Consider the following 19,679-nt stretch of genomic DNA (forward strand, 5'->3'; position numbering starts at 1 on the left):
CCCGCGCCGGGGGGGGCGCCGCCCGCCGGGGCCCCCCCCCGCCCACCCCCGCCCCGCCCCCCGCCGCCGCCGCGCCCCCCCGCGCCCTCGTGGACCCCAGGCCCGGCGCAACGGTCGTCCCCCGGGCCGCCCGGCCCGGGGGGTGACGCCCGTCCACCCCGCCCCGGTCCCCCCCCCCCCCCCGGACTAACGAGGGCGGCGCGCCCCGGGCCGGTCCGCGCCGCCGGATGACGGCCGGGGTCCTGACCCCTCACGCCTCCTGGAGGAGACGGGTCGAGTCGACGAGCCCGACGAACTCGTTCTCCGCTCCGATCAGGCCCCAGCTCGCGACCCAGTCGACGGTGCGGTTGAAGTGGTCCTCGGGATAGGGACCCGCGTGGATGTAGCGCAGCCGGCCCAGCTTGAAGTCGTCCGGCTCGAGCTCGGCCACGGGGGCGGCCGTCTCGATGAAGTACTTGAGGTAGGGGCGGATGTCCTCGTGGATCTTGTCGACGCCTCGGTTGACCGCCCGGGTGATGCGGGTGAGCTCGTCGGAGGTCAGGTTGTCCCCGGCGATCTCCGCGCCGAAGTAGTGCCCCTCGGCGAGGACCTTGTAGCCCTGCTTCTCTGCCACGGTGATCCACGGCTCCATCACGGCGACCGCGTCGATGTCGCCGTCGCGGAGCGCCGCGAAGCGCTCCTTGCCCTTGATGCCGACCAGGTTGATGTCGGTGCGGGGGAGGAAGCCCTCCAGCAGCTGCAGGACCAGGTAGTGCGAGCCATGGTGGAAGTTCACCCCGACCCGCACGCCCGCGAGGTCACCTGCCACGTTGTAGGGAGAGTCGGGCCGGACGATGATCGCCTGGCTGGCAACGGCCGAACGCCGCGCGACGACCTTGCCGTTGACCTGGCTGTCCTGGGACCGACGCAGCTGCCCCCACTCGCAGGCGTTGTAGAGCTGGCTGCGGCCGGCCTCGAACAGCTTGAAGCTGCTGAACGAGGAGACGACGTCGGGCCGTTCGACGAACCGCAGCTGCTGCTCGTCGGCGGCCGGCGTACGCAGGAGCTCGACGTCGAGGCCCTCGTCCTCGAAGTAGCCCTCCTCCTCGGCGACGTAGTAAGGCAGGTAGAAGACGGTGCCGGCCGCCTCGATCTTGATCGACATGATGCTCCTTATCGCTGGGTTCGCGTCTTGCACTAGAAGTTCTAGCAAGAAACCTAGCGTTGTGTACATAAAAATAATGTGGGATGTTCATATAGTGAGATGATCAAGTCTAGTGATCTACTAGGCATTAATGTCGGATCGTCGCCCTGTGCCGATCACCCCGAGAGAGCGAGTCCCATGACGCGTCCCACGCGAGGCCGACCAGCCCTCGTCCTTGTCGCCCTGATTGCTGCCGCCACCCTTCTCAACGCCTGCGGCGGCGCCGCCGGTGGCCGTGAGGGCGGCGGAGGTTCCACCACTCCCGTCGAAGGCGGGGTGCTGAAGTACCGCACGACCGGCGCGAACCTCAGCTCGACCGACCCTGGTGTCCACACCGGCTACGGGCCTGCCATTCCCGTGCGCGGGATCGTCGACTCGCTGGTGTTCCAGAACGAGTCCGGTGAGTTCGAGCCGTGGCTGGCGACCGAGTGGAAGGTGGACGAGACCGCGTCGCGCTACGAGTTCGTACTGCGCGACGACGTCACCTTCAGCAACGGTGAGGAGCTCGACTCCAGCGCGGTGAAGCAGAGCGTCGACGCGTTGGTGGAGCAGGGGGCCAAGTACGCCACGGTGAACCAGTGGATCGGCCGGCTGCGCGAGATCAGCACACCGGCTCCTACCACCGTCGTGTTCGAGTTCGCCGAGCCGAACTCCTCCTTCCTGCAGGCGGTCTCCACGACCTCCCTGGGGATCGTCGCCCCCGAGACCTCCGCCATGAGCTACGAGGAGCGTCAGGAGGGGACGACCATCATCGGCAGCGGGCCGTTCGTCGTCACCGAGTCCCGCGGCGAGGAGGGCTACGTGCTCGAGCGCCGCGAGGACTACGCCTGGCCCCCGGCCTCGGCCCAGAACCAGGGGCCGGCCCACCTCGAGGGCATCGAGGTGTTCACGACGCCTGACAACAGCATTGCCGCGGCTCAGTTGCGCGCCGGCGAGATCGACATGATGCACAACACCGAGCCCGTCGACAAGACGGAGTTCTCGAACAACCCCGACCTCACCATCAGGCGGGACCCGCTGCCCGGATCGGCGCTCGGCTTCACGGTCAACACCGAGGTTCCCGGACTCGACGAGCCGGAGGTGCGCCGGGCGCTGGCGCTCGCGATCGATCGCGACGCGGTGCTGGAGCGGGCTTCGGCGATCGACATCCCGCCGACCAGCCTCTTCGCGGCGAACAACCCGTACTGGACCGACCAGTCCGGTCTGATCTCGACGGACGTCGATGAGGCCGCGAGGCTCCTCGACGAGGCGGGTTGGGAACGTGGCGAGGACGGGGTGCGCGCCAAGGGCGGCGCGCGGCTCTCCTTCGACCTGATCTACAGTCCGTCGACCATCTCCCACGAGCCCAACATCGCCGTGGTCCAGTCGCAGTGGAAGGACATCGGGGTCGAGCTCACGTTCGGCAGCCTGACCGCAGCCGAGCTCAACCAGCGCCTGGTCAGCGGCGACTACTCGTTCTCGTGGGGCAGCAGCACCCGGCCGGATGTGGACATCCTGCGCAGCACCTATGCCGGCCTCGACCCAGAGCTGGACAAGGTGTTCACCCAGTTGCAGGCCGAGCCGGACATCGAGGCCAAGCGGCCGCTGGCCGACGAGGCGGTGCGCCGGATCCTGGAGCAGGGCTACTTCGTCCCGCTCTACGACTTCATCCAGCCCCTGGCCTACCGCAACACGACGCACGTGCCGACGCTCGAGGCGAGCACCATCCCGATCCTGAGTGACGCGTGGCTGGACCGGTCATGAGCCTGCCCTCGCCGGTCGACACCGAGCCGGAGCCGACGGTCGCGCTCGACCCGTCGGGGTCGCGGGGGCGCACGGTGGCGCGGGTCGTCGGCGTGCGCCTGCTGCATGCCGTCGCCGTGGTGGCGGTCGCCTACACAGCGTCGTTCCTGCTCCTGTTCGTACTGCCCGGCGACGCCGTTCTCGCCCGGATCGGTACGACCGACACCGTCGGGAACGCCGACCTCTCCGGCATGCAGCTCGACTCGCTGCGGGCCGAGGTCGGCCTCGACGCCAGCCTGGGCCGGCAGTACTGGAGCGGCCTGACCGGACTGGCGCGCGGCGACCTCGGCAGCTCGCTCATCAACGACCGGCCGGTCACCGCCCTGCTAGGGGAGGCGCTCCCCAACACGCTCACGCTGACCGGCCTGTCGCTGTTGTTCTCGGTGCCGCTCGGCTTCCTGCTCGCTCTCGTCGCCGTCGTGCCCCGCTCGCGTGCCGTGCGCTCTCTGGCAGCCCTGCTGCCCTCGGCCTACGTCAGTCTGCCGGTCTTCTGGATCGGTGTGCTCTTCATCTATCTCTTCGCCATCACGCTCGGCTGGTTCCCGTCCGGGGGCAGCCAGGGCGCTGCGTCGGCGGTGCTGCCCGTCGCCGTCCTGTCGCTGCTCGGCGCGGCGCAGTTCGCGCAGGTGCTGATCAGCAGCCTGCGCGCCGAGGTCGGCAAGACCTATGCCGCCGTCACCGCGCCCGCCAAGGGTGCCGGCCGCGCGTACACGGTGTTCCGGCACTGCCTGCGCAACGCCGCCTTCCCGTTCCTGGCCGTCTTCGGACTGCGCGTGGGTGCCCTGCTCGCCGGGACGGCGGTGGTCGAGGTGGTCTTCGCCCGCAACGGGATCGGCCGGCTCATGGTCGAGTCCGTGCGCGCCGTCGACCTGACCGTGGTCCTGGGACTCGTCGTCGTGCTCGCCCTGGTCTACGTCGTGATCAACACGCTCGTCGATGTCGGGTACGCCCTGCTCGACCCGCGCCTGCGCCGGATGGCGCCCGTCCGTTCAGGAGGCGAGTCGTGACCGCGACCGCCGTACGCCCGGCCGAGACCCTCACGCCGTCGGAGCCGCCGGAAGCGCGCGGGCCACGCCGGCGGCTCCGTGAGTTGCACGTGCACCTGGCGCTGCTCGCCGCTCTCGTGGCGATCGCGCTCCTCCCGTCTCTCATCGCGACCCACGATCCGCTCGCCCTCGACGGGCGCCCGTTCACCGCCCCGGGCGGCACCTACTGGTTCGGCACCGACGAGATCGGCCGCGACCTCTACTCACGGGTCGTCCACGGACTCCAGATCTCGTTCCTGTCGGCAGCACTCGCGGTGCTGGTGGCGCTGGTGCTCGGCGCCCTGGTCGGTGTGCTGTCCGGACTGCGCCCGGGCGGCGTACTCGATCGGGTGCTCAGTGTCCTCACCGAGGCGGTCATGGCGATCCCCGCGGTGCTCCTGGCGCTCGCCGCGATCACGGCCTACGGGCGCGGTGCCTACATCGCCGCCGTCGCCATCGGCGTCGCGGAGGCCACCGGCTTCGCCCGCCTCGTGCGCGGGCTGATGCTGCAGTCGCAGTCCCTGGTGTTCGTGGAGGCCGCTCGCACCTGCGGCACCAGCCCGTTCCGCGTGCTCGTGAGGCACGTCATCCCGACCGTCTATCACCCGGTGCTGTCCTACACCGCGATGCACTTCGGGCTGGCCATGCTGGCCATCGGCTCGCTGAGCTATCTCGGCTTCGGTGAGGCACCGCCCTCCCCGGAGTGGGGGGTGCTGATCAGCGGCGGTCAGAAGTACCTCGTGCACGCGTGGTGGGTGGCACTGATCCCCGGGATCGCGTTGACGGCGGTCGTCGTCCTCCTCAACCGCATCGCCAACCTGCTGCAGGAGGGGCGCTCGTGACCGAGACACTGCTGGAGATCTCCGACCTCACCGTGACCTACGAGCGAGGGAGCACGGTCGACACCGCCCTTGCCGAGGTCGGGCTGAGCCTTCGACGCGGCAGCGTGACTGCCGTGATCGGGGAGTCGGGATCGGGGAAGAGCACCCTCGCGCACGCCGTGGTGCGGCTGCTTCCGGACAACGGCGCGATCACCCGGGGGACCGTCGTCCTCGACGGCGAGGACGTGCTGCGGCGCACCGAGCGTGAGTTCCGCCCGCTGCGCGGGCGCCACGTCGGGTTCGTCCCGCAGGACCCGATCGCCTCGCTCAACCCGACCAAGTCCATCGGCGCACAGGTCAAGGAGTCATTCGCGCTCGCCGGGTCGTCGCTGTCGGCGCGGCAGGTCGAGGAGCGGGTGGCGGGCGACCTGCGCGACCTCGGGTTCAGCGACCCCGAGGCGCTGCTGCGCTCCTATCCGCACGAGCTCTCCGGGGGAATGCGGCAACGTGTCCTGGTCGCCATCGCCTTCAGCCAGCGACCGCAGCTGGTGATCGCCGACGAGCCGACCAGCGCTCTCGATGTGCTCGTCGGGCAGGACGTGCTGCGGCGCCTGCACGCCCTCCGGGCGAAGCACGGCACCACGGTCCTGCTGATCACCCACGATCTCGCTCTCGCCAGCCGCAATGCCGACGACGTGGTCGTGCTGCAGCGGGGCCGGATCGTCGAGAGCGGCCCGATCGCCGAGGTCTTCGCCGACCCTCAACACACGTACACGCGCTCGCTGCTGGCCAGCTCGGCGCGCCTCGTCGCGGGGCGGGTGCTCGATGTCGGGGAGGCCTACCGGCGCTTCGCTCGCGCTGAGCCGGCCGACGTGGCGACCGTCGACCCGGTGATCGAGCTGGCCGGGGTCGCGCGCACCTTCCGGGCCGGTGGACGCGAGGTCGTCGCGGTCCGGGACCTGTCGCTGACCGTGCCGCGCGGAGCGACCTTCGCGCTGGTGGGGGAGTCGGGCTCCGGCAAGACCACCACCAGCCGGATCATCCTCGGCCTCGAGCGGGCTGACCGGGGCTCGGTCCGTGTGTTCGGCAACGACGTGGTCGGGCTCGGGCGCGGCGGGATGAAGGCGCTTCGAAGGCGGATGCAGGTCGTCTACCAGAGCCCGTTCGAGTCGCTGAACCCGCGCCTGTCGCTCCGCGAGATCGTGGCCGAGCCGCTCGATGCCTACCGGGTCGGGTCGCGTCAGGAGCGTCGCGCGCGGGTGGTCGAGCTCCTCGACCGGGTGCAGCTCCCGCCGTCGTACGCCGAACGTCGCCCGCGGGAGCTGTCCGGCGGCCAGCGGCAGCGAGTGGCGATCGCGCGGGCGCTGGCCCTCGAGCCCGAGCTGCTCGTGCTCGACGAGCCGGTCTCGGCGCTGGACGCCACGATCCAGGCCCAGGTGCTCACGTTGCTCACCGAGCTGCAGCGCGACCTGGGGCTGACCTACTTCCTCGTCACCCACGACCTCGGCGTCGTCGCCGACGTCGCCTCGCAGGTGGCGGTGATGCGGCGCGGCCGCCTCGTCGAGCACGGTTCCACCGCCGAGGTCGTGCTCCGGCCCAAGCACGACTACACCCAGGCACTGCTCGCTGTCTGAGCGACGAACCCCCGAAAGGAGCCCGGCCGTGTCCGGATACGACTACGCGAGTGCGATCACCGGCTGCACCACCGACGTGCACGGCAGGTTCGCGCTGCGCGGACCGTCCTTCGAGATGCTGGCCGACGGGTCCGTGGCCTCGGGCGGCCCAGGGCGCGCACCCGGCCCCCTCGACCTGCTGGTCTCGGCGCTGGTGGCCAACCTGCTCAATGTCCTGCACGACGGCCAGCTGGTCGACACAGGCCCGCGAGGTGACGCGGCCGACGAGGACCGTGACGCCGTCCGGCGCGATGTGCAGGTGCGCGCACGGGTGACCCGCTATCCCGCGGGGCGGCTGAAGGTGGGGTTGTTGACGGTGGACGTCCGCATCGGCGGACATGACGACGCCTCGACCCGGCGCCTGCTGGCCGACTACCGGAACGGCTGCCGGGTGCTCCCGGCCGTCGAGACGGTGGTCGACGTCGCGCTGCAGCCCGCGGCGTCGGATGCCGCGGCCTGAGCGCGGTCGCCGCGTCCCACTAGGCTGCTGGTCGGCGGCCGAACAACGGGGAAGAGATGGCGTTCGAGAAGAAGTACAGCGACGAGGTACGTGACGCTGCCGTGCGCAGGGTCGCCGAACGGCGCCAGAGCGAACCCGGCAACCGATCGATCCTGCGCGAGGTCGCCGAGGAGTTCGAGGTCGGCGAGCAGTCGCTCCGGATCTGGGTCAAGCGCCTCGACGACGGCATGTTCGACCCCGGTGAGGCGGCCCGGCTCCGCCAGGCGCCGCGCGAGCAGCTGCTCGCGCGGATCGCGGAGCTGGAGGCCGAGGCCGCCTCGCTGCGCGAGGACAACGAGGCGCTCAAGCGGGCCTCCATCATCTTCGCGGCCGAGGCCGCCAAGCAGTTCACACACTGACTGCGATGCGACGCTAGAAATTCTACTGTGCCATATAGCATCTAACTAGAGTTAGTTGATATAAATAAGGGTATGCACTTCTCCCTTCACCTGAGTCCGCAGAGCAAGGATCCGGCCGACGACGCCGAGATCATCGAGACGCTGGTCGAGACCGCCCTGCGCGCCGAGCGACACGGCGTCGCGTCGATCGGGCTGACCGAGCATCACCTCGCGGGCTACAACACGTACGTCGACCCGTTCATGCTCGGCGCGCACCTGGCCGGCCGGCTGACGACGGCGCACATCTCGGTGACCGTGGCCCAGGTCGCCCTGGAGCACCCGGTCCGCCTGGTCGAGAAGTGCAACCTGCTCGATGTGCTCACCCGGGGCCGGCTCCTCGTCGCCCTGGCGGCGGGGTCCGCGTCCCCGGTCGAGCTCGAGGCGTTCGGGGCGGGCAAGGTGGACCGCGCCGTGGTCACCGAGGAGCGGATCGAGGCGATGATGAAGATCTGGGCCCGCGAGGACGGCGATCCGCCGCTCGATGTCAGCACGAGCGTCGACCGCGGCGTCGTGGCGGCGCGTGTGGGACCCGCGTCCTACCGCCTGCCCCGACCGTTGGTCGCCCGCGCCACGCGGACCCCGGCGACCATCGCCCATCTCGGACGTCAGGGCATTCCGGTCGTCAACGGCCAGTGGTTGACCAAGGACGGCGACAACCGGGACCTGCTCGGTCTCTACGCCGACGCCCTCTTCGCCGGCGACTTCGACGAGCAGACCGTCGCCGACTGCCTCGCCTGGCACGGCTTCGGGCTGACGATCGTGATCGCGCCCACCCAGCGTGCCGCCGAGGAGCGGTGGGCGCGCTTCCTCGAGGTAGGCGGCGAGGGGCCGCAGCCGGGACGGCTCGGCGGCGCCGCCGTGTGGGAGAAGGAGTGGACCCACCGTGAGGTCGCTCGCTCCGCCGGCGCGCTCGTCGGCTCGCCGCAGCGCATCGTCGAGGAGATCGGGCTGATCCGCGAGCAGGGTGCGCGGCACGTGCGGATCATCCCGGCCATTCCGGCGGGCGCGGCCGAGGACCGCGACGAGATCTACGACCTGATCTTCGAGGAGGTCATGTCCCACGTGGATCCCGAGCCGTTGGCCGACCCCGTCCACGTGCGCCGCGCGACCGTGGCCGGCTGACGTGCGGGTCCGCACCCTCGAGGCCCCCGGGCTCGGCAACCGGAGAGCCATGTCGTCGACGCCTCGTTTCCACGAGCCACCGATCTGCGGCTGACCCGGGCCTCTGGCGAGTGGGGCGATCCGGCGCCGGGGTTGCCGATAGGTCGTCGAGCCGCGGGGCCGAGCGCGCTGGGTTGTGAGTTCCAACTGACCTACCATCGGGGTATGACGTCAGAGGTCCGCGAGTGCTCGGTGGCTCGCACGCTCGAGTTGGTGGGAGCGAAGTGGACGCTGCTCGCCGTGCGGGAGCTGCTTCTCGGCAGCCACCGGTTCGAGGAGATCGTGCGCTACACGGGGGCGCCGCGGGACATCCTCACCGACCGCCTCCGCAGGCTCGAGGCGGAGGGGTTGGTGGTGCGCTCGCAGTACCAGGAGCGCCCGCCCCGTTTCGAGTACCACCTGAGCGACCTCGGCCGGTCGCTCATTCCCATCATCGCGACGATGCGCGAGTTCGGAGACCGCCATCTCGCCGGTGCCGACGGCCCTCCGCTGCGACTCGAGCACTCCTGTGGCGAGGAGTACCACCCTGTGCTGGCGTGCAAGGCATGCGGAGAGGTCGTCGGCCGGGGCGAGGTCGGCGTGGTCGGCTTCCCTGCCGCCGCCAACTGAGTCGAGGAGCCCGGCTGCGGGGTGTCCCGTCCGGGGTGGCGCTGCCGTCGGATGTTCGTTCGTTGGTCCTGAGGGCCGCCCCTCCGATTGCGTTGGAATTTCCAACTGGTAAGTTGGAGAATCCAACTGAGGGTTCCGGCTGGCGCCCTCGCGCACGAAAGGGCACACCATGACCTCCGCAGTCATCGTCGATGCAGTCCGGACCCCCGTCGCCAAGGGCAAGCCCGGCAGCGCCTACTCCGAGATCCATGCGGTCGACCTGCATGCTCATGTCCTCGCCGCGTTGGTCGAGCGCACCGGCATCGATCCCGTGGTCGTCGACGACGTGATCAGTGGCGCAGTCGGCCAGGTGGGGGAGCAGTCCGGCAACACCGCGCGGTGGGCGCTGCTCGGCGCGGGCTTCCCCGAGTCGGTCCCGGGCGTGACGGTCGACCGTCAGTGCGGCAGCTCGCAGCAGGCTCTCCACTTCGCCGCCCAGGGCGTGATCGCAGGGGCGTACGACGTGGCCATCGCGTCGGGCGTGGAGTCGATGAGCCGCGTCCCGATGGGCTCGCAGTTCCTCGGCAAGGACTTCTACGGCTCGAAGGTGAGTGCCCGCTACGACAACGGTCTGGTCTTCCAGGGGATCTCGGCGGAGCTGATCGCCAGCAAGTGGGATCTCTCTCGAGCGCAGCTGGATGAGTTCGCCGCCGAGTCCCACCAGCGTGCGGCGACGGCCTGGAAGGACGGGCTCTTCGAGTCGCAGGTGGCCTACGTCAACGACCTGCGCACCGACGAGACCATCCGGCCCGCCACGACGGTGGAGTCGCTGGCCGGCCTGCGACCGGCCTTCGAGGACGCGGCCTCCGCCGCCAGGTTCCCCGGCATCGACTGGCGGGTGACAGCCGGCAACAGCTCCCCGATCAACGATGGCTCGGCGGCGATCCTGGTCACGAGCGAGGAGGCGGCAGCACGTCTCGGGCTGACCGCGCGTGCGCGCGTGCACTCCTTCGCGGTGGTCGGCGACGACCCGGTCCTGATGCTGACCGGCATCATCCCTGCCACCCAGAGGGTGCTGTCCCGGGCGGGGCTGTCCATCGAGGACATCGACGTCTTCGAGGTCAACGAGGCATTCGCCTCGGTCGTCCTGGCCTGGCAGCAGGAGACCGGCGCCGATCTCGCCAAGGTCAACATCAACGGGGGCGCCATCGCGATCGGCCACCCGCTGGGCGGCTCGGGTGCGCGACTCATGACGACCCTGCTGAACAACCTGGAGCAGACCGGCGGCCGCTACGGGCTCCAGGTCATGTGCGAGGCCGGCGGCCTGGCCAACGCCACCATCATCGAGAGGATCTGACATGACGACCCTGAGCGGAGCTGTCGTGCTCGTCACCGGAGCCAACGGCGGTCTGGGCACCCACTTCGTGGGCCAGGCCCTCGAACGTGGCGCCACCAAGGTGTATGCCGCCGCACGCACACCGCGCGAGTGGGAGGACGACCGCGTCGTGCCGTTGCGCCTCGACGTCACCGCCCCCGCGTCGATCGCCGCAGCGGCCGCGCAGGCCGACGACGTCACCGTGCTGATCAACAACGCGGGCACCGCCAACGGCTCGAGCGTGGTGGGTGACCTCACCGCGACCCGCGAGCTGTTCGAGACCAACTTCTGGGGCGCCCTCGAGGTCGCCAACGCCTTCCTTCCCGCGCTGCGTTCCTCCCACGGCACCCTGCTCAACGTGCTGTCCGTGCTGAGCTGGCTCGGGATCGGCGACGCCTACAGCGCCACCAAGGCAGCTTTGTGGTCGGTCACCAACACCCAGCGGGTCGCCTGGGCCGCCGACGGCGTGCATGTCGCGGCACTGCACCTCGGGTACACCGACACCCCGATGACCGCAGGACTCGACGTCGAGAAGAACGACCCGGCTGATGTCGTCCGCGCCGCCTACGACGGGATCGAGGCAGGCGCCTTCGAGATCCTCGCCGACGACACCAGCCTCGCCGTCAAGGCCGCGTTGTCGGGCCCGGTCGAGAGTCTGTATCCGCAGCTTCAGGGCGCGGCTCGTTGAACCGCGAGCGGACCTCCACCGGGGACGACCCCATCGCCCCGGTCGCGGTTGCCATCTGCATCCTGTCGCGCTCCTCGTACTCGTCGACCCGGTGAGCGCCGGGCGGCAGGGGGCGCCCGTGGGCGACGGGCAGGCTGTCCTGAGCAGTCCCTCCTCGGCGCGATCCCGGGTCCGGGCTCGCGGCGGGTTCGTGCTGGCGCTCGCCGGTGCGCTGGCGATGATGGCGGGGGCGAGTGCTCCGTCGCCGTTCTATCCGGTGCTGCAGGAGCGGATCGGCTTCTCGGCCGGCACCATGACGATCATCTTCGCGGTCTACGCCCTCGCGCTGCTGGTGACGCTGCTCGTCGCCGGTTCGCTGTCCGATCACCTGGGACGGCGGCCGGTGATCAGTGCGGGCTTGTTGATCCTGTCGGCGAGCATGGTCGCGTTCTGGCATGCCGACAGCATCGGGGTGCTCATCGCGGCGCGGATCGTGCAGGGCGTCGCAGCGGGTCTCCTGATGTCCTCCCTGTCCGCTGCGGTCGTCGATCTCGAGCCGCCCACGCGACCGGGGTCGGCCGCGGTGCTCAACGCGGTGACGCCGCTGGCCGGACTCGCGGTCGGGGCGCTGGCCTCGGGCCTGGCGCTGGACCGGATCGACGACGACCCCCTTGCCGCGGTCTTCTCCGCGCTGTCCGTGCTGTTCGCGGTGCTCGGTGCCCTCGTCTGGCTGGCACCCGAGACCTCCTCCCGGGTCGCCGGCCTGCGCGCTTCGCTGCGGCCCGAGGTCGGCATCCCCGCGCCGGCGCGCGCCGAGTTCCTCCGGGCCCTGCCCGCGCTCGTGGCCGGGTGGGCGACCGGAGGGCTCTACCTCTCCCTGGGCGCACCGCTCGTCGCCCGTGAGCTCGACGGCAGCGGCCACCTCTCGCAGGGCCTCGTCGTCACCGCCCTCGCCGCCGCCGGCTCCTTGGCGTGCTTCGTCGCGCGGGGATGGAACGGCCACGCGACGACGCTGTACGGCACGACCGCGCTCGCCACGGGTACGGCGCTGTCTCTGGTCGCGCTCGGGTTCGGCAGCCTGCCGGGCTTCATTGCGGCAGCCGTGGTGGCGGGAACGGGCTTCGGCACGTCGTTCCTGGGGATCATGCGGTCCATCACCCCCTTGGTCGGCATCCACCAGCGCGGCGAGCTGTTCGCAGCGGTCTTCGTGGTCAGCTACCTCGCCTTCGGCCTCCCCGCCGTCGTCGCGGGGTACGCCAGCACGGAGACGGGGCTCGCCGCGGCGGCCTATGCGTACGGCGGAGCCGTCGTACTCCTCGCGGCCGCCGCAACGATCCTGCGGCTCAGGTCAGAGCGCTCCCACCCGAGCTCGCAACACCATGGTCCATGAGAGGCGCGGGCACGGGAGATGGTACTGAGGGCTGATCCGGATCATCCCGGCGTCTGATGTGCCGGCACCCGGCCGCTCGTAGCGTGGGTGCGGTGCGTATCGAGGGAACCGCTGGTGAAGCACCTGGCCGCTGGACGCTCGTGCTCGGCATCGCGACCGTCGCCCTTGCCGCGTTGCTTGTCCCGTTTCCGGGAAGCCTCAGCGTCGTCGTGACGAGGGCGCTGGCGACGGCGACGGCGGGTGCGCCGGGCATCGACCTGATCTCGGAGGTGGGACTCGTCGTCCTGGCTGTCGCGACGCTCGCCGCGCTGGTCCTCGCCCGACGGCTCTGGCCCCGCCGGCTCGCTCCCGCCGTCGCGGCGTCCGTGGGAGTGGTCGTCGCCTACGGGGTCAGCGAGCTGCTGAAGGACGTGTTCTCCCAAACGCGCCCCTGTGCGCGGTGGACGTTCGCGGGTGAGTGTCCGCCCGCCGGGGACTGGTCGTTCCCGTCGAACCACGCCACGCTCGCGTTCGGAGCGGTGCTCGTCATCGTGATCGCGACTCCTCGGCGCTGGGCGGCATGGGCCGTCGTGGCGCTCGCCGTCGTGGTCGCCGTCGGCCGGGTCGCGCAGGGCGTGCACTACGTCCACGACGTCGCCGCAGGGGCATTGCTCGGACTCGCCATCCCGGCGGCTTTCGGTCTTGTGCTGGGCTGGTGGGGTGTGTCGCGCCGACAGTGCGCGGTTCCGTCGTCAGGAGGGAAGGGCGGCTGAGCGAATCGAGTCGTCCCGATCGTCGGATTCGATCGCCCTCCATCAACCTGCCGAGAACGGCCGGGAGTCACGCCGAGACCGACTCTGACCATGTCTCGGCCGAGGCCGCCACACCACGACCGCCGCCGCGCCGAGGGCACCGAGCACGCCGAGGGCCAGGTCCGCCAGGGTGTCCTCGTAGGGCGGGTCGTCGTTGGTGCCGTGCCGGATGAAGGTGTACCACTCCGCCAGCTCGTAGCCGATCGCCAGCAGGGCACCGATGCCGGCGACCAGCGTCGCGACCACCCATCGCTGCTCCAGGCCCGCGGTCACGATCAGTCCCAGGCCGGTGCACAGGAGGAACCAGGTCACCACGTGCGCAACGTCGTCGAAGACATCGACGGTGTCGTAGAGATCGAGGGTGTTGCCGGTGACGTCGAACAGGAACGGGGCCATCACCAGGGCGAAGGCGCCGTACGGCGGATCGCGGTCCTTGTCTCGGTTCCAGAACCACCACACCGCCGGAACGACGGCCATGCCTGGAGCGAACGTCGCCAACCGCCAGCCGAATGCCTTGCCCTCGAACTGGGAGAGGTCCGGGCCGAGCACGGCAGCGACCAGCTGCACCGTCGTCAGCAGCCAGACGGCGATGGGAAGCCACGCACGTCGGCCCATCCTGCCCCCTTGCTGTGCGTGGGGAGTACCCGTCGCCAGAGGGGCTATGCGGGCGAGCGGTAAACCCGTTGCGGCGGCGGGGAGGATGGCGGGGTGCTGACCATCTCGACCACCCATCGTCCCGCGACGGACCTGGGCTACCTCCTGCACAAGCACCCCGACCGGGTCCAGGAGTTCCCGCAGTCGTTCGGGACCGCGACCGTGCTCTACCCGGAGGCGGGGGAGGAGCGGTGCACGGCGGCGCTGCTGCTGGAGGTGGACCCGGTGCGGCTCGCCCGCCGGCTGGGCCGGAGCACGCCCGACTTCAGCCTGGCGCAGTACGTCAACGACCGTTCGTACGCCGCCTCCTCGCTGCTCGGCGTCGCCCTGGCCGGTGTGTTCAGCACGGCGCGCAGCGGCGTCTGCAAGGCTCGCCCCGACCTGGTGGAGCAGACGCTCCCACTGGAGATCGCGATCCCGGTGCTGCCCTGCCGGGGCGGCCCGGAGATCGCGCGTCGGCTGTTCGAGCCGCTCGGGTGGTCCGTGGTGGCAGAGCCGATCGCGCTCGACGAGGGATTCCCGGAGTGGGGCGACGCACGCTACGTGCAGCTGGTGCTCACCGGACAGGTGCGCCTGGCCGATGCGCTGACGCAGCTGCACGTGCTGCTGCCCGTGCTCGACGAGTCCAAGCACTACTGGCAGGGACCGGACGAGGTGGACAAGCTGCTCCGCTCCGGCGGCGACTGGCTCGCGGGCCACCCCGACCGCACCCTGATCACCCGGCGCTATCTCGGTCGCCGGGGCGGCCTCACCCGGGTCGCGCTCGCTCGGCTGGCCGAGCTCGACGACCGCGACGCCGCGGTCGACGAGGCGACCGACGCGCCCGCGGAGGAGGAGGTCCGCCCATCCGAGGAGAGGCGGCTGCCCCTCAACGCCCAGCGCCACGAGGCGGTCCTGCGGGTGCTGGCCGAGCTCGGCGCGCGATCGGTGATCGACCTCGGCTGCGGGCCGGGCCAGCTCCTCGGGCGACTGCTGAAGGTGCCCGGCATCGACCGGGTCGCGGGCTGCGACGTGTCCACCCGCGCCCTCCAGCAGGCCGTCCGCCGGCTGCAGGTCGACCGGATGACCGAGCGGCAGGCCGACCGGCTGGAGCTCTTCCAGGGCGCCCTCACCTACGAGGACCCCCGCTTCGGCGGGTACGACGCCGCGGTGCTGATGGAGGTCGTCGAGCACGTCGACGCCCCCCGGCTCGACGCGCTCGAGAGGGTGGTGTTCGGCGCCGCGCGGCCCGGGGCGGTCGTCGTGACGACGCCGAACCGCGAGTACAACGTCCTCTACGAGGGGCTGCGGGGCAGGCGGCACCCGGACCACCGCTTCGAGTGGGACCGCCCGGAGTTCGCCGCATGGTGCGAGCGGGTCGCGGCGACGTACGGCTACGACGTCGAGCGCCGAGGCGTCGGCGAATCGGACGAGACCCACGGAACCCCCACCCAGCTGGCGGTCTTCACGAGGAAGGAGGCGACCGATGCCTGAGCTCAGCATCCCCGCGATGGGCCTGGTCGTGCTCGTCGGTGTGTCCGGCAGTGGCAAGTCGACCTTCGCCCGGGCGCACTTCAGGCCGACGGAGGTCGTGTCCAGCGACTTCTGCCGCGGGCTGGTCGCCGATGACGAGAACGACCAGGCGGCGACGCCCGACGCGTTCGACGTGCTCCACTACATCGTCGGCACGCGACTGCGCCGTGGCCTGCTCACCGTCGTCGACGCGACCAACGTCCAGCAGGCGGCGCGGGCCTCGCTGGTCCGGCTCGCGAAGAGCCACGACGTGATGGTCGACGCGATCGTGCTCGACGTGCCCGAGGCCCTCGCGGTCGAGTGCAACGAGAGCCGGCCCGACCGCACCTTCGGCAAGCACGTCGTCACGCGCCAGCACCGCGACCTCAAGCGGTCGCTGGGCCGGCTCCGCAAGGAGGGCTTCCGCCGCGTCCACGTGCTGCGCGGCACCGAGGAGGTCGCCGCGACGACGATCGTCCGGGAGCGCTCGTGGAACGACCGCCGCGACGTGTCCGGACCGTTCGACCTCATCGGCGACGTGCACGGCTGTGCGTCGGAGCTGCGGACCCTGCTGGGCGATCTCGGCTGGCAGCTCTCGTACGACGCCACGGGCGCCGCGACGGGAGCGACCCACCCCGAGGGCCGGCAGGCGTTGTTCGTCGGCGACCTCGTCGACCGGGGACCGGACACGCCGGGCGTACTGCGGCTGGTGATGGGGATGGTCGCCGCCGGGACCGCCCTGTGCGTCTCGGGCAACCACGAGGCCAAGCTGGTCCGTGCCCTCAAGGGCGCCGACGTGAAGGTGACGCACGGACTGGCCGAGTCCCTCGAGCAGCTCGCGCGGGAGCCCGACGAGTTCCGGGCGCGGGCGCTGTCGTTCATGGACGGCCTGGTCAGCCACTACGTCCTCGATGACGGCCGCCTCGTCGTCGCCCATGCCGGGCTGAAGGAGGCGTACCACGGCCGGGCGTCGGGACGCGTGCGGGCGTTCGCGCTCTACGGCGACACCACCGGCGAGACCGACGAGTACGGCCTGCCGGTGCGCTACCCGTGGGCCACGGAGTACCGCGGCGACGCGATGGTCGTCTACGGCCACACCCCGGTCCCTGCGTCGGTGTGGGTCAACAACACCATCTGCCTCGACACCGGCGTCGTCTTCGGCGGCGCCCTCACCGCGCTGCGCTACCCCGAGCGGGAGCTCGTGTCCGTGCCGGCCGAGCAGCAGTGGTACGAGCCGGTCCGGCCGCTGGCGCCCGCCGCCGGCGACCGGGAGCCGTCGGTCCTCGCCATCGACGACGTCGCCGGCACGCGCTGGATCGAGTCGCCGCACGCCGGCAAGGTCAAGGTGCCCGAGGAGAACGCCGCGGCCGCGCTGGAGGTGATGAGCCGGTTCGCGGTCGACCCGCGCTGGCTGGTCTACCTGCCACCGACGATGTCGCCGGTGGCCACCTCGCGGGAGGAGGGCTTCTTGGAGCACCCCGCCCAGGCGTTCGACGAGTACGCCGGGTGGGGGGTCACCCACGTCGTGTGCGAGGAGAAGCACATGGGCTCGCGGGCGATCGCGGTCCTGGCGTGCGACCCTGCCGTGGCCGCGCGCCGGTTCGGCATCGGCGACGGCTCCTCGGGGGTCGTCCACACCCGCACCGGCCGGCCGTTCTTCGCCGACGCCGCCGTGGCCGACGAGCTGGTCGCCAGGCTCCGGGAGGCCGCGGCGCCGCTGTTCGCGTCGCTCGACACCGACTGGCTGGCGCTCGACTGCGAGCTGCTGCCCTGGTCGGCCAAGGCACTGGAGCTGATCAAGGACCAGTACGCCGCCGTGGGTGCCGCCGCCCGCGAGGTGCTCCCGGCGGCCGCGGACGTGCTCGCCCGCGCCGCGGCCCGGGGGCTCGAGGTCGCGGCACTGGCCGAGCGCGTGCAGCGACGACAGGTCAACGCGGCGGCGTTCCGCGACGCCTATGCGTCGTACTGCCGACCGGCCGACGGCCTCGACGGCGTCACCGTCGCGCCGTTCCAGGTGCTGGCTGCCGAGGGGCGCGCGCTCGCGCACACCGAGCCGCACACCTGGCATCTCGACCGGCTTGCCGCGCTGGAGGGTGACCTGATCACGCCGACCCGGCACCGCGTCGTCGACCTCTCCTCGCCGGCCGACCGGGAGGCGGCCACCCGGTGGTGGCTCGATCTCACCGCCGCGGGCGGTGAGGGCATGGTCGTGAAGCCGGCCCATCTCGTCGACAGTCGGGTGCAGCCGGGCCTGAAGGTCCGCGGCCGGGAGTACCTGCGGATCATCTACGGCCCCGACTACACCGACTCCCTCGACCTGCTGCGCCAGCGGCACCTCGGCAAGAAGCGGCAGCTCGCGCTGCGGGAGCACGGACTCGGCCTCGACGCACTCACGGCGTTCGTCGGCAACGAGCCGCTGTGGAAGGTGCACCAGGCGGTGTTCGCCGTGCTGGCGCTGGAGTCGGAGCCGGTCGACCCCCGGCTGTGACGGCGGCCGGCACGTCACCTCGCCGTCTCGATCAGCTGATCGTGGGCAGCTCCTGCGCCGCGCCGAGCAGCGTGCGGAACGGGTCGCCGCGCTCGGCCAGCCGGTCCAGCACGGTCCGGATCGTCCAGCGATCGGGGCGCAGCCCGGGATCGTCCAGCTCGCCCCAGCCGATCGGCACCGAGACCGGTGCGCCGGCCGCGGCGCGCGGGGAGTACGGCGCCACCAGGGTCTTGTTGACGGCGTTCTGGGTGTAGTCCAGCCGGGCCCGTCCGCCGCGGGCGCGGACCTCCCACTTCCAGCTCACCAGGTCGGGCACCACCTTGCCGACGGTGCGGGAGAGCCGCTCCACCCACGCGCGGGTGTCGGTGAAGGTGGAGCCCGGCGCGACCGGGATCCAGATCTGGATGCCGGACCGTCCGGTCACCTTGGGCCGTGCCGTCACGCCGAGGTGGTCGAGTGCGGTGCGGTGCAGCCGCGCCAGGGTGAGCACCTCCTCCCAGGTCGTGCGCTCCCCGGGGTCGATGTCGACCAGGGCGTACGTCGGCTCGTCCGGTGCCTCGGCCCGGGAGGTCCACGGGTGCCACTCGAGGGCGCCGAAGCTCGCGGCCCAGACCAGTGCCGCCGGCTCGTCGGCGACGACGTACGTCGTGGTCTCGTCCGGATCGGCTGCCGGGTTGTCCCAGGCGCCGAGCCAGGCGGGGGCGTGCTCGGGGCGCTGCCGGTGCCAGAAGCCCTTGCCGGTGGCGCCGTCGGGGTAGCGGTGCAGGTTGAGAGGACGCCCCGCCAGGTAGGGGAGCGCGACCGGCGCGATCCGAGCGGTGTAGGCGAGGAGCTCCCGCTTGGTGACCGGCGGCTCGCCGGGGAAGAGCACCTTGTCGAGGTGGGTGAGCCTCAGCCGCCGGCCGAACACCTCCCAGGTGCCCTCCCGGTCGAGTGAGGCGAGCTCGTCGAGGGTCTCGTCCGGGAGCGGCTCCGGCAGCAGCGCCTCCTCGGCCTCGGCGGCAGGGGCCCCCGACCGCCACCGGCGGTCCGGGTCCGCGGCGACGTCGTCGTTGGTGCGACCGGTCAGCACCGAGCGCGGATGGTCCTCGGGGTCCCAGCCGTCGACCGCGTGCGCGTCGTGCTTGTGCAGGAGCATCCACCGCTCGCGGTCCCCATCGGTGCCGGTCCGGACCAGCACGAGGCGGCCATGCAGCTTCTGTCCGTGCACCTCCGCGCGCAGCTCCCCGTCACGTACGGCGGCGCGCGGGTCCTCGGTCTTCACCGGCTCCCACGTCCCGGTGTCCCACACGATCACGTCGCCCCCGCCGTACTGCCCGGAGGGGATGACGCCCTCGAAGTGGAGGTACTCGACCGGGTGGTCCTCGACATGCATCGCGAGCCGCCGGACGCCCGGGTCGAGCGTCGGCCCCTTCGGCACCGCCCAGCTGACCAGGACGCCGTCGATCTCGAAGCGCAGGTCGTAGTGCAGCCGGCTCGCGCGATGACGCTGAACGACGAACCGGGCGCCGCCGGATGGCGGCGGCGCGCCGGCCGGCTCCGAGGTCCGCGTGAAGTCGCGCTTGCGTCGGTAGGTCGCCAGCAGGTCGCCCATGGGCCATCGGTGCCCGCGACCGGTCCGGCCATGCGGGAGGCGGCTGTAACTATCTGTTGTTGCCCCTACCGGGCCCGTAGACCGGGGCGGTAGTGGCAA

General features: G+C 71.4%; 17 protein-coding genes. 14 read left to right on the forward strand and 3 right to left on the reverse strand.

All coding sequences use genetic code 11. The annotated features are described in order from the left end of the window. Positions 1-250: 250 nt before the first annotated feature. Positions 251-1,144, reverse strand: coding sequence for an ABC transporter substrate-binding protein (locus tag KVF89_RS24295; protein ID WP_257429358.1), 894 nt, complete (start codon positions 1,142-1,144; stop codon positions 251-253). A 177-nt stretch (positions 1,145-1,321) separates the two neighbouring features. Here KVF89_RS24295 and KVF89_RS24300 point away from each other — a divergent pair, with 177 nt between their 5' ends. From KVF89_RS24300 to KVF89_RS24355, 12 genes are all read left to right on the forward strand, one after another. Then, on the forward strand, positions 1,322-2,926 hold the full coding sequence (locus tag KVF89_RS24300; protein WP_257429360.1) for an ABC transporter substrate-binding protein: 1,605 nt from the start codon (positions 1,322-1,324) through the stop codon (positions 2,924-2,926). Further along, positions 2,923-3,972: an ABC transporter permease gene (locus KVF89_RS24305; RefSeq protein ID WP_257429362.1), complete on the forward strand. Its 1,050-nt coding sequence runs from the start codon at positions 2,923-2,925 to the stop codon at positions 3,970-3,972. The genes KVF89_RS24300 and KVF89_RS24305 overlap by 4 nt, the downstream gene beginning before the upstream one ends. Then, positions 3,969-4,832 (forward strand): ABC transporter permease, encoded by an 864-nt coding sequence (locus tag KVF89_RS24310; RefSeq protein WP_257429364.1) that lies wholly within the window; start codon positions 3,969-3,971, stop codon positions 4,830-4,832. Before KVF89_RS24305 ends, KVF89_RS24310 begins: the two co-directional genes overlap by 4 nt. Beyond that, the gene (locus KVF89_RS24315) at positions 4,829-6,445 is read left to right on the forward strand and encodes a dipeptide ABC transporter ATP-binding protein (protein ID WP_257429366.1); all 1,617 of its coding nucleotides are present in this window, start codon (positions 4,829-4,831) and stop codon (positions 6,443-6,445) included. The genes KVF89_RS24310 and KVF89_RS24315 overlap by 4 nt, the downstream gene beginning before the upstream one ends. 28 nt (positions 6,446-6,473) lie before the next feature. After that, positions 6,474-6,944: a hypothetical protein gene (locus tag KVF89_RS24320; RefSeq protein ID WP_257429368.1), complete on the forward strand. Its 471-nt coding sequence runs from the start codon at positions 6,474-6,476 to the stop codon at positions 6,942-6,944. Between the two features lie 56 nt (positions 6,945-7,000). Then, a complete protein-coding gene (locus KVF89_RS24325) occupies positions 7,001-7,342 on the forward strand; it encodes a transposase (protein WP_257429370.1) in 342 nt (113 codons plus the stop codon). Positions 7,343-7,414: 72 nt separating this feature from the next. After that, positions 7,415-8,503, forward strand: a complete 1,089-nt coding sequence (locus KVF89_RS24330) for an LLM class flavin-dependent oxidoreductase (RefSeq protein ID WP_257429372.1) — start codon at positions 7,415-7,417, stop codon at positions 8,501-8,503. Between the two features lie 204 nt (positions 8,504-8,707). Next, positions 8,708-9,151, forward strand: coding sequence for a winged helix-turn-helix transcriptional regulator (locus tag KVF89_RS24335; RefSeq protein ID WP_257429374.1), 444 nt, complete (start codon positions 8,708-8,710; stop codon positions 9,149-9,151). A 169-nt stretch (positions 9,152-9,320) separates the two neighbouring features. Then, positions 9,321-10,487: an acetyl-CoA C-acyltransferase gene (locus KVF89_RS24340; protein ID WP_257429376.1), complete on the forward strand. Its 1,167-nt coding sequence runs from the start codon at positions 9,321-9,323 to the stop codon at positions 10,485-10,487. Between the two features lies 1 nt (position 10,488). Continuing rightward, complete coding sequence (locus KVF89_RS24345; RefSeq protein ID WP_257429378.1) at positions 10,489-11,193, forward strand: SDR family oxidoreductase; 705 nt, start codon at positions 10,489-10,491, stop codon at positions 11,191-11,193. A 118-nt stretch (positions 11,194-11,311) separates the two neighbouring features. Then, on the forward strand, positions 11,312-12,562 hold the full coding sequence (locus KVF89_RS24350) for an MFS transporter (protein ID WP_257429380.1): 1,251 nt from the start codon (positions 11,312-11,314) through the stop codon (positions 12,560-12,562). Between the two features lie 92 nt (positions 12,563-12,654). Continuing rightward, entirely contained in the window at positions 12,655-13,314 is a 660-nt protein-coding gene (locus KVF89_RS24355; protein ID WP_273475298.1) for a phosphatase PAP2 family protein, read from the forward strand. A gap of 42 nt (positions 13,315-13,356) precedes the next feature. On the opposite strand, the gene KVF89_RS24360 is transcribed toward KVF89_RS24355, so the two are convergent. Further along, positions 13,357-13,968: a DUF2238 domain-containing protein gene (locus KVF89_RS24360; protein WP_257429384.1), complete on the reverse strand. Its 612-nt coding sequence runs from the start codon at positions 13,966-13,968 to the stop codon at positions 13,357-13,359. 93 nt (positions 13,969-14,061) lie between these two features. Here KVF89_RS24360 and KVF89_RS24365 point away from each other — a divergent pair, with 93 nt between their 5' ends. Together KVF89_RS24365 and KVF89_RS24370 are read left to right on the forward strand one after the other, a co-directional pair. Further along, entirely contained in the window at positions 14,062-15,480 is a 1,419-nt protein-coding gene (locus tag KVF89_RS24365) for a 3' terminal RNA ribose 2'-O-methyltransferase Hen1 (protein WP_257429386.1), read from the forward strand. Beyond that, on the forward strand, positions 15,473-17,986 hold the full coding sequence (locus KVF89_RS24370; protein WP_257429388.1) for a polynucleotide kinase-phosphatase: 2,514 nt from the start codon (positions 15,473-15,475) through the stop codon (positions 17,984-17,986). Before KVF89_RS24365 ends, KVF89_RS24370 begins: the two co-directional genes overlap by 8 nt. Positions 17,987-18,017: 31 nt before the next feature. Here the strand turns inward: KVF89_RS24370 and KVF89_RS24375 are convergent, their stop codons facing one another. Further along, positions 18,018-19,580, reverse strand: a complete 1,563-nt coding sequence (locus tag KVF89_RS24375) for a non-homologous end-joining DNA ligase LigD (protein ID WP_257429390.1) — start codon at positions 19,578-19,580, stop codon at positions 18,018-18,020. Positions 19,581-19,679 lie beyond the last annotated feature (99 nt).

This window comes from Nocardioides carbamazepini (genome assembly GCF_024614185.1).
In the GTDB taxonomy this organism is placed as follows: domain Bacteria; phylum Actinomycetota; class Actinomycetes; order Propionibacteriales; family Nocardioidaceae; genus Nocardioides; species Nocardioides carbamazepini.

What these genes read in the sequence shown, in the direction of transcription:
- KVF89_RS24295 (WP_257429358.1), bottom strand. Translation starts at nt 1,144, where the DNA reads ATGTCGATCAAGATCGAGGCGGCCGGCACCGTCTTCTACCTGCCTTAC.
- KVF89_RS24300 (WP_257429360.1), top strand. Translation starts at nt 1,322, where the DNA reads ATGACGCGTCCCACGCGAGGCCGACCAGCCCTCGTCCTTGTCGCCCTG.
- KVF89_RS24325 (WP_257429370.1), top strand. Translation starts at nt 7,001, where the DNA reads ATGGCGTTCGAGAAGAAGTACAGCGACGAGGTACGTGACGCTGCCGTG.
- KVF89_RS24335 (WP_257429374.1), top strand. Translation starts at nt 8,708, where the DNA reads ATGACGTCAGAGGTCCGCGAGTGCTCGGTGGCTCGCACGCTCGAGTTG.
- KVF89_RS24340 (WP_257429376.1), top strand. Translation starts at nt 9,321, where the DNA reads ATGACCTCCGCAGTCATCGTCGATGCAGTCCGGACCCCCGTCGCCAAG.
- KVF89_RS24305 (WP_257429362.1), top strand. Translation starts at nt 2,923, where the DNA reads ATGAGCCTGCCCTCGCCGGTCGACACCGAGCCGGAGCCGACGGTCGCG.
- KVF89_RS24330 (WP_257429372.1), top strand. Translation starts at nt 7,415, where the DNA reads ATGCACTTCTCCCTTCACCTGAGTCCGCAGAGCAAGGATCCGGCCGAC.
- KVF89_RS24360 (WP_257429384.1), bottom strand. Translation starts at nt 13,968, where the DNA reads ATGGGCCGACGTGCGTGGCTTCCCATCGCCGTCTGGCTGCTGACGACG.
- KVF89_RS24370 (WP_257429388.1), top strand. Translation starts at nt 15,473, where the DNA reads ATGCCTGAGCTCAGCATCCCCGCGATGGGCCTGGTCGTGCTCGTCGGT.
- KVF89_RS24345 (WP_257429378.1), top strand. Translation starts at nt 10,489, where the DNA reads ATGACGACCCTGAGCGGAGCTGTCGTGCTCGTCACCGGAGCCAACGGC.
- KVF89_RS24375 (WP_257429390.1), bottom strand. Translation starts at nt 19,580, where the DNA reads ATGGGCGACCTGCTGGCGACCTACCGACGCAAGCGCGACTTCACGCGG.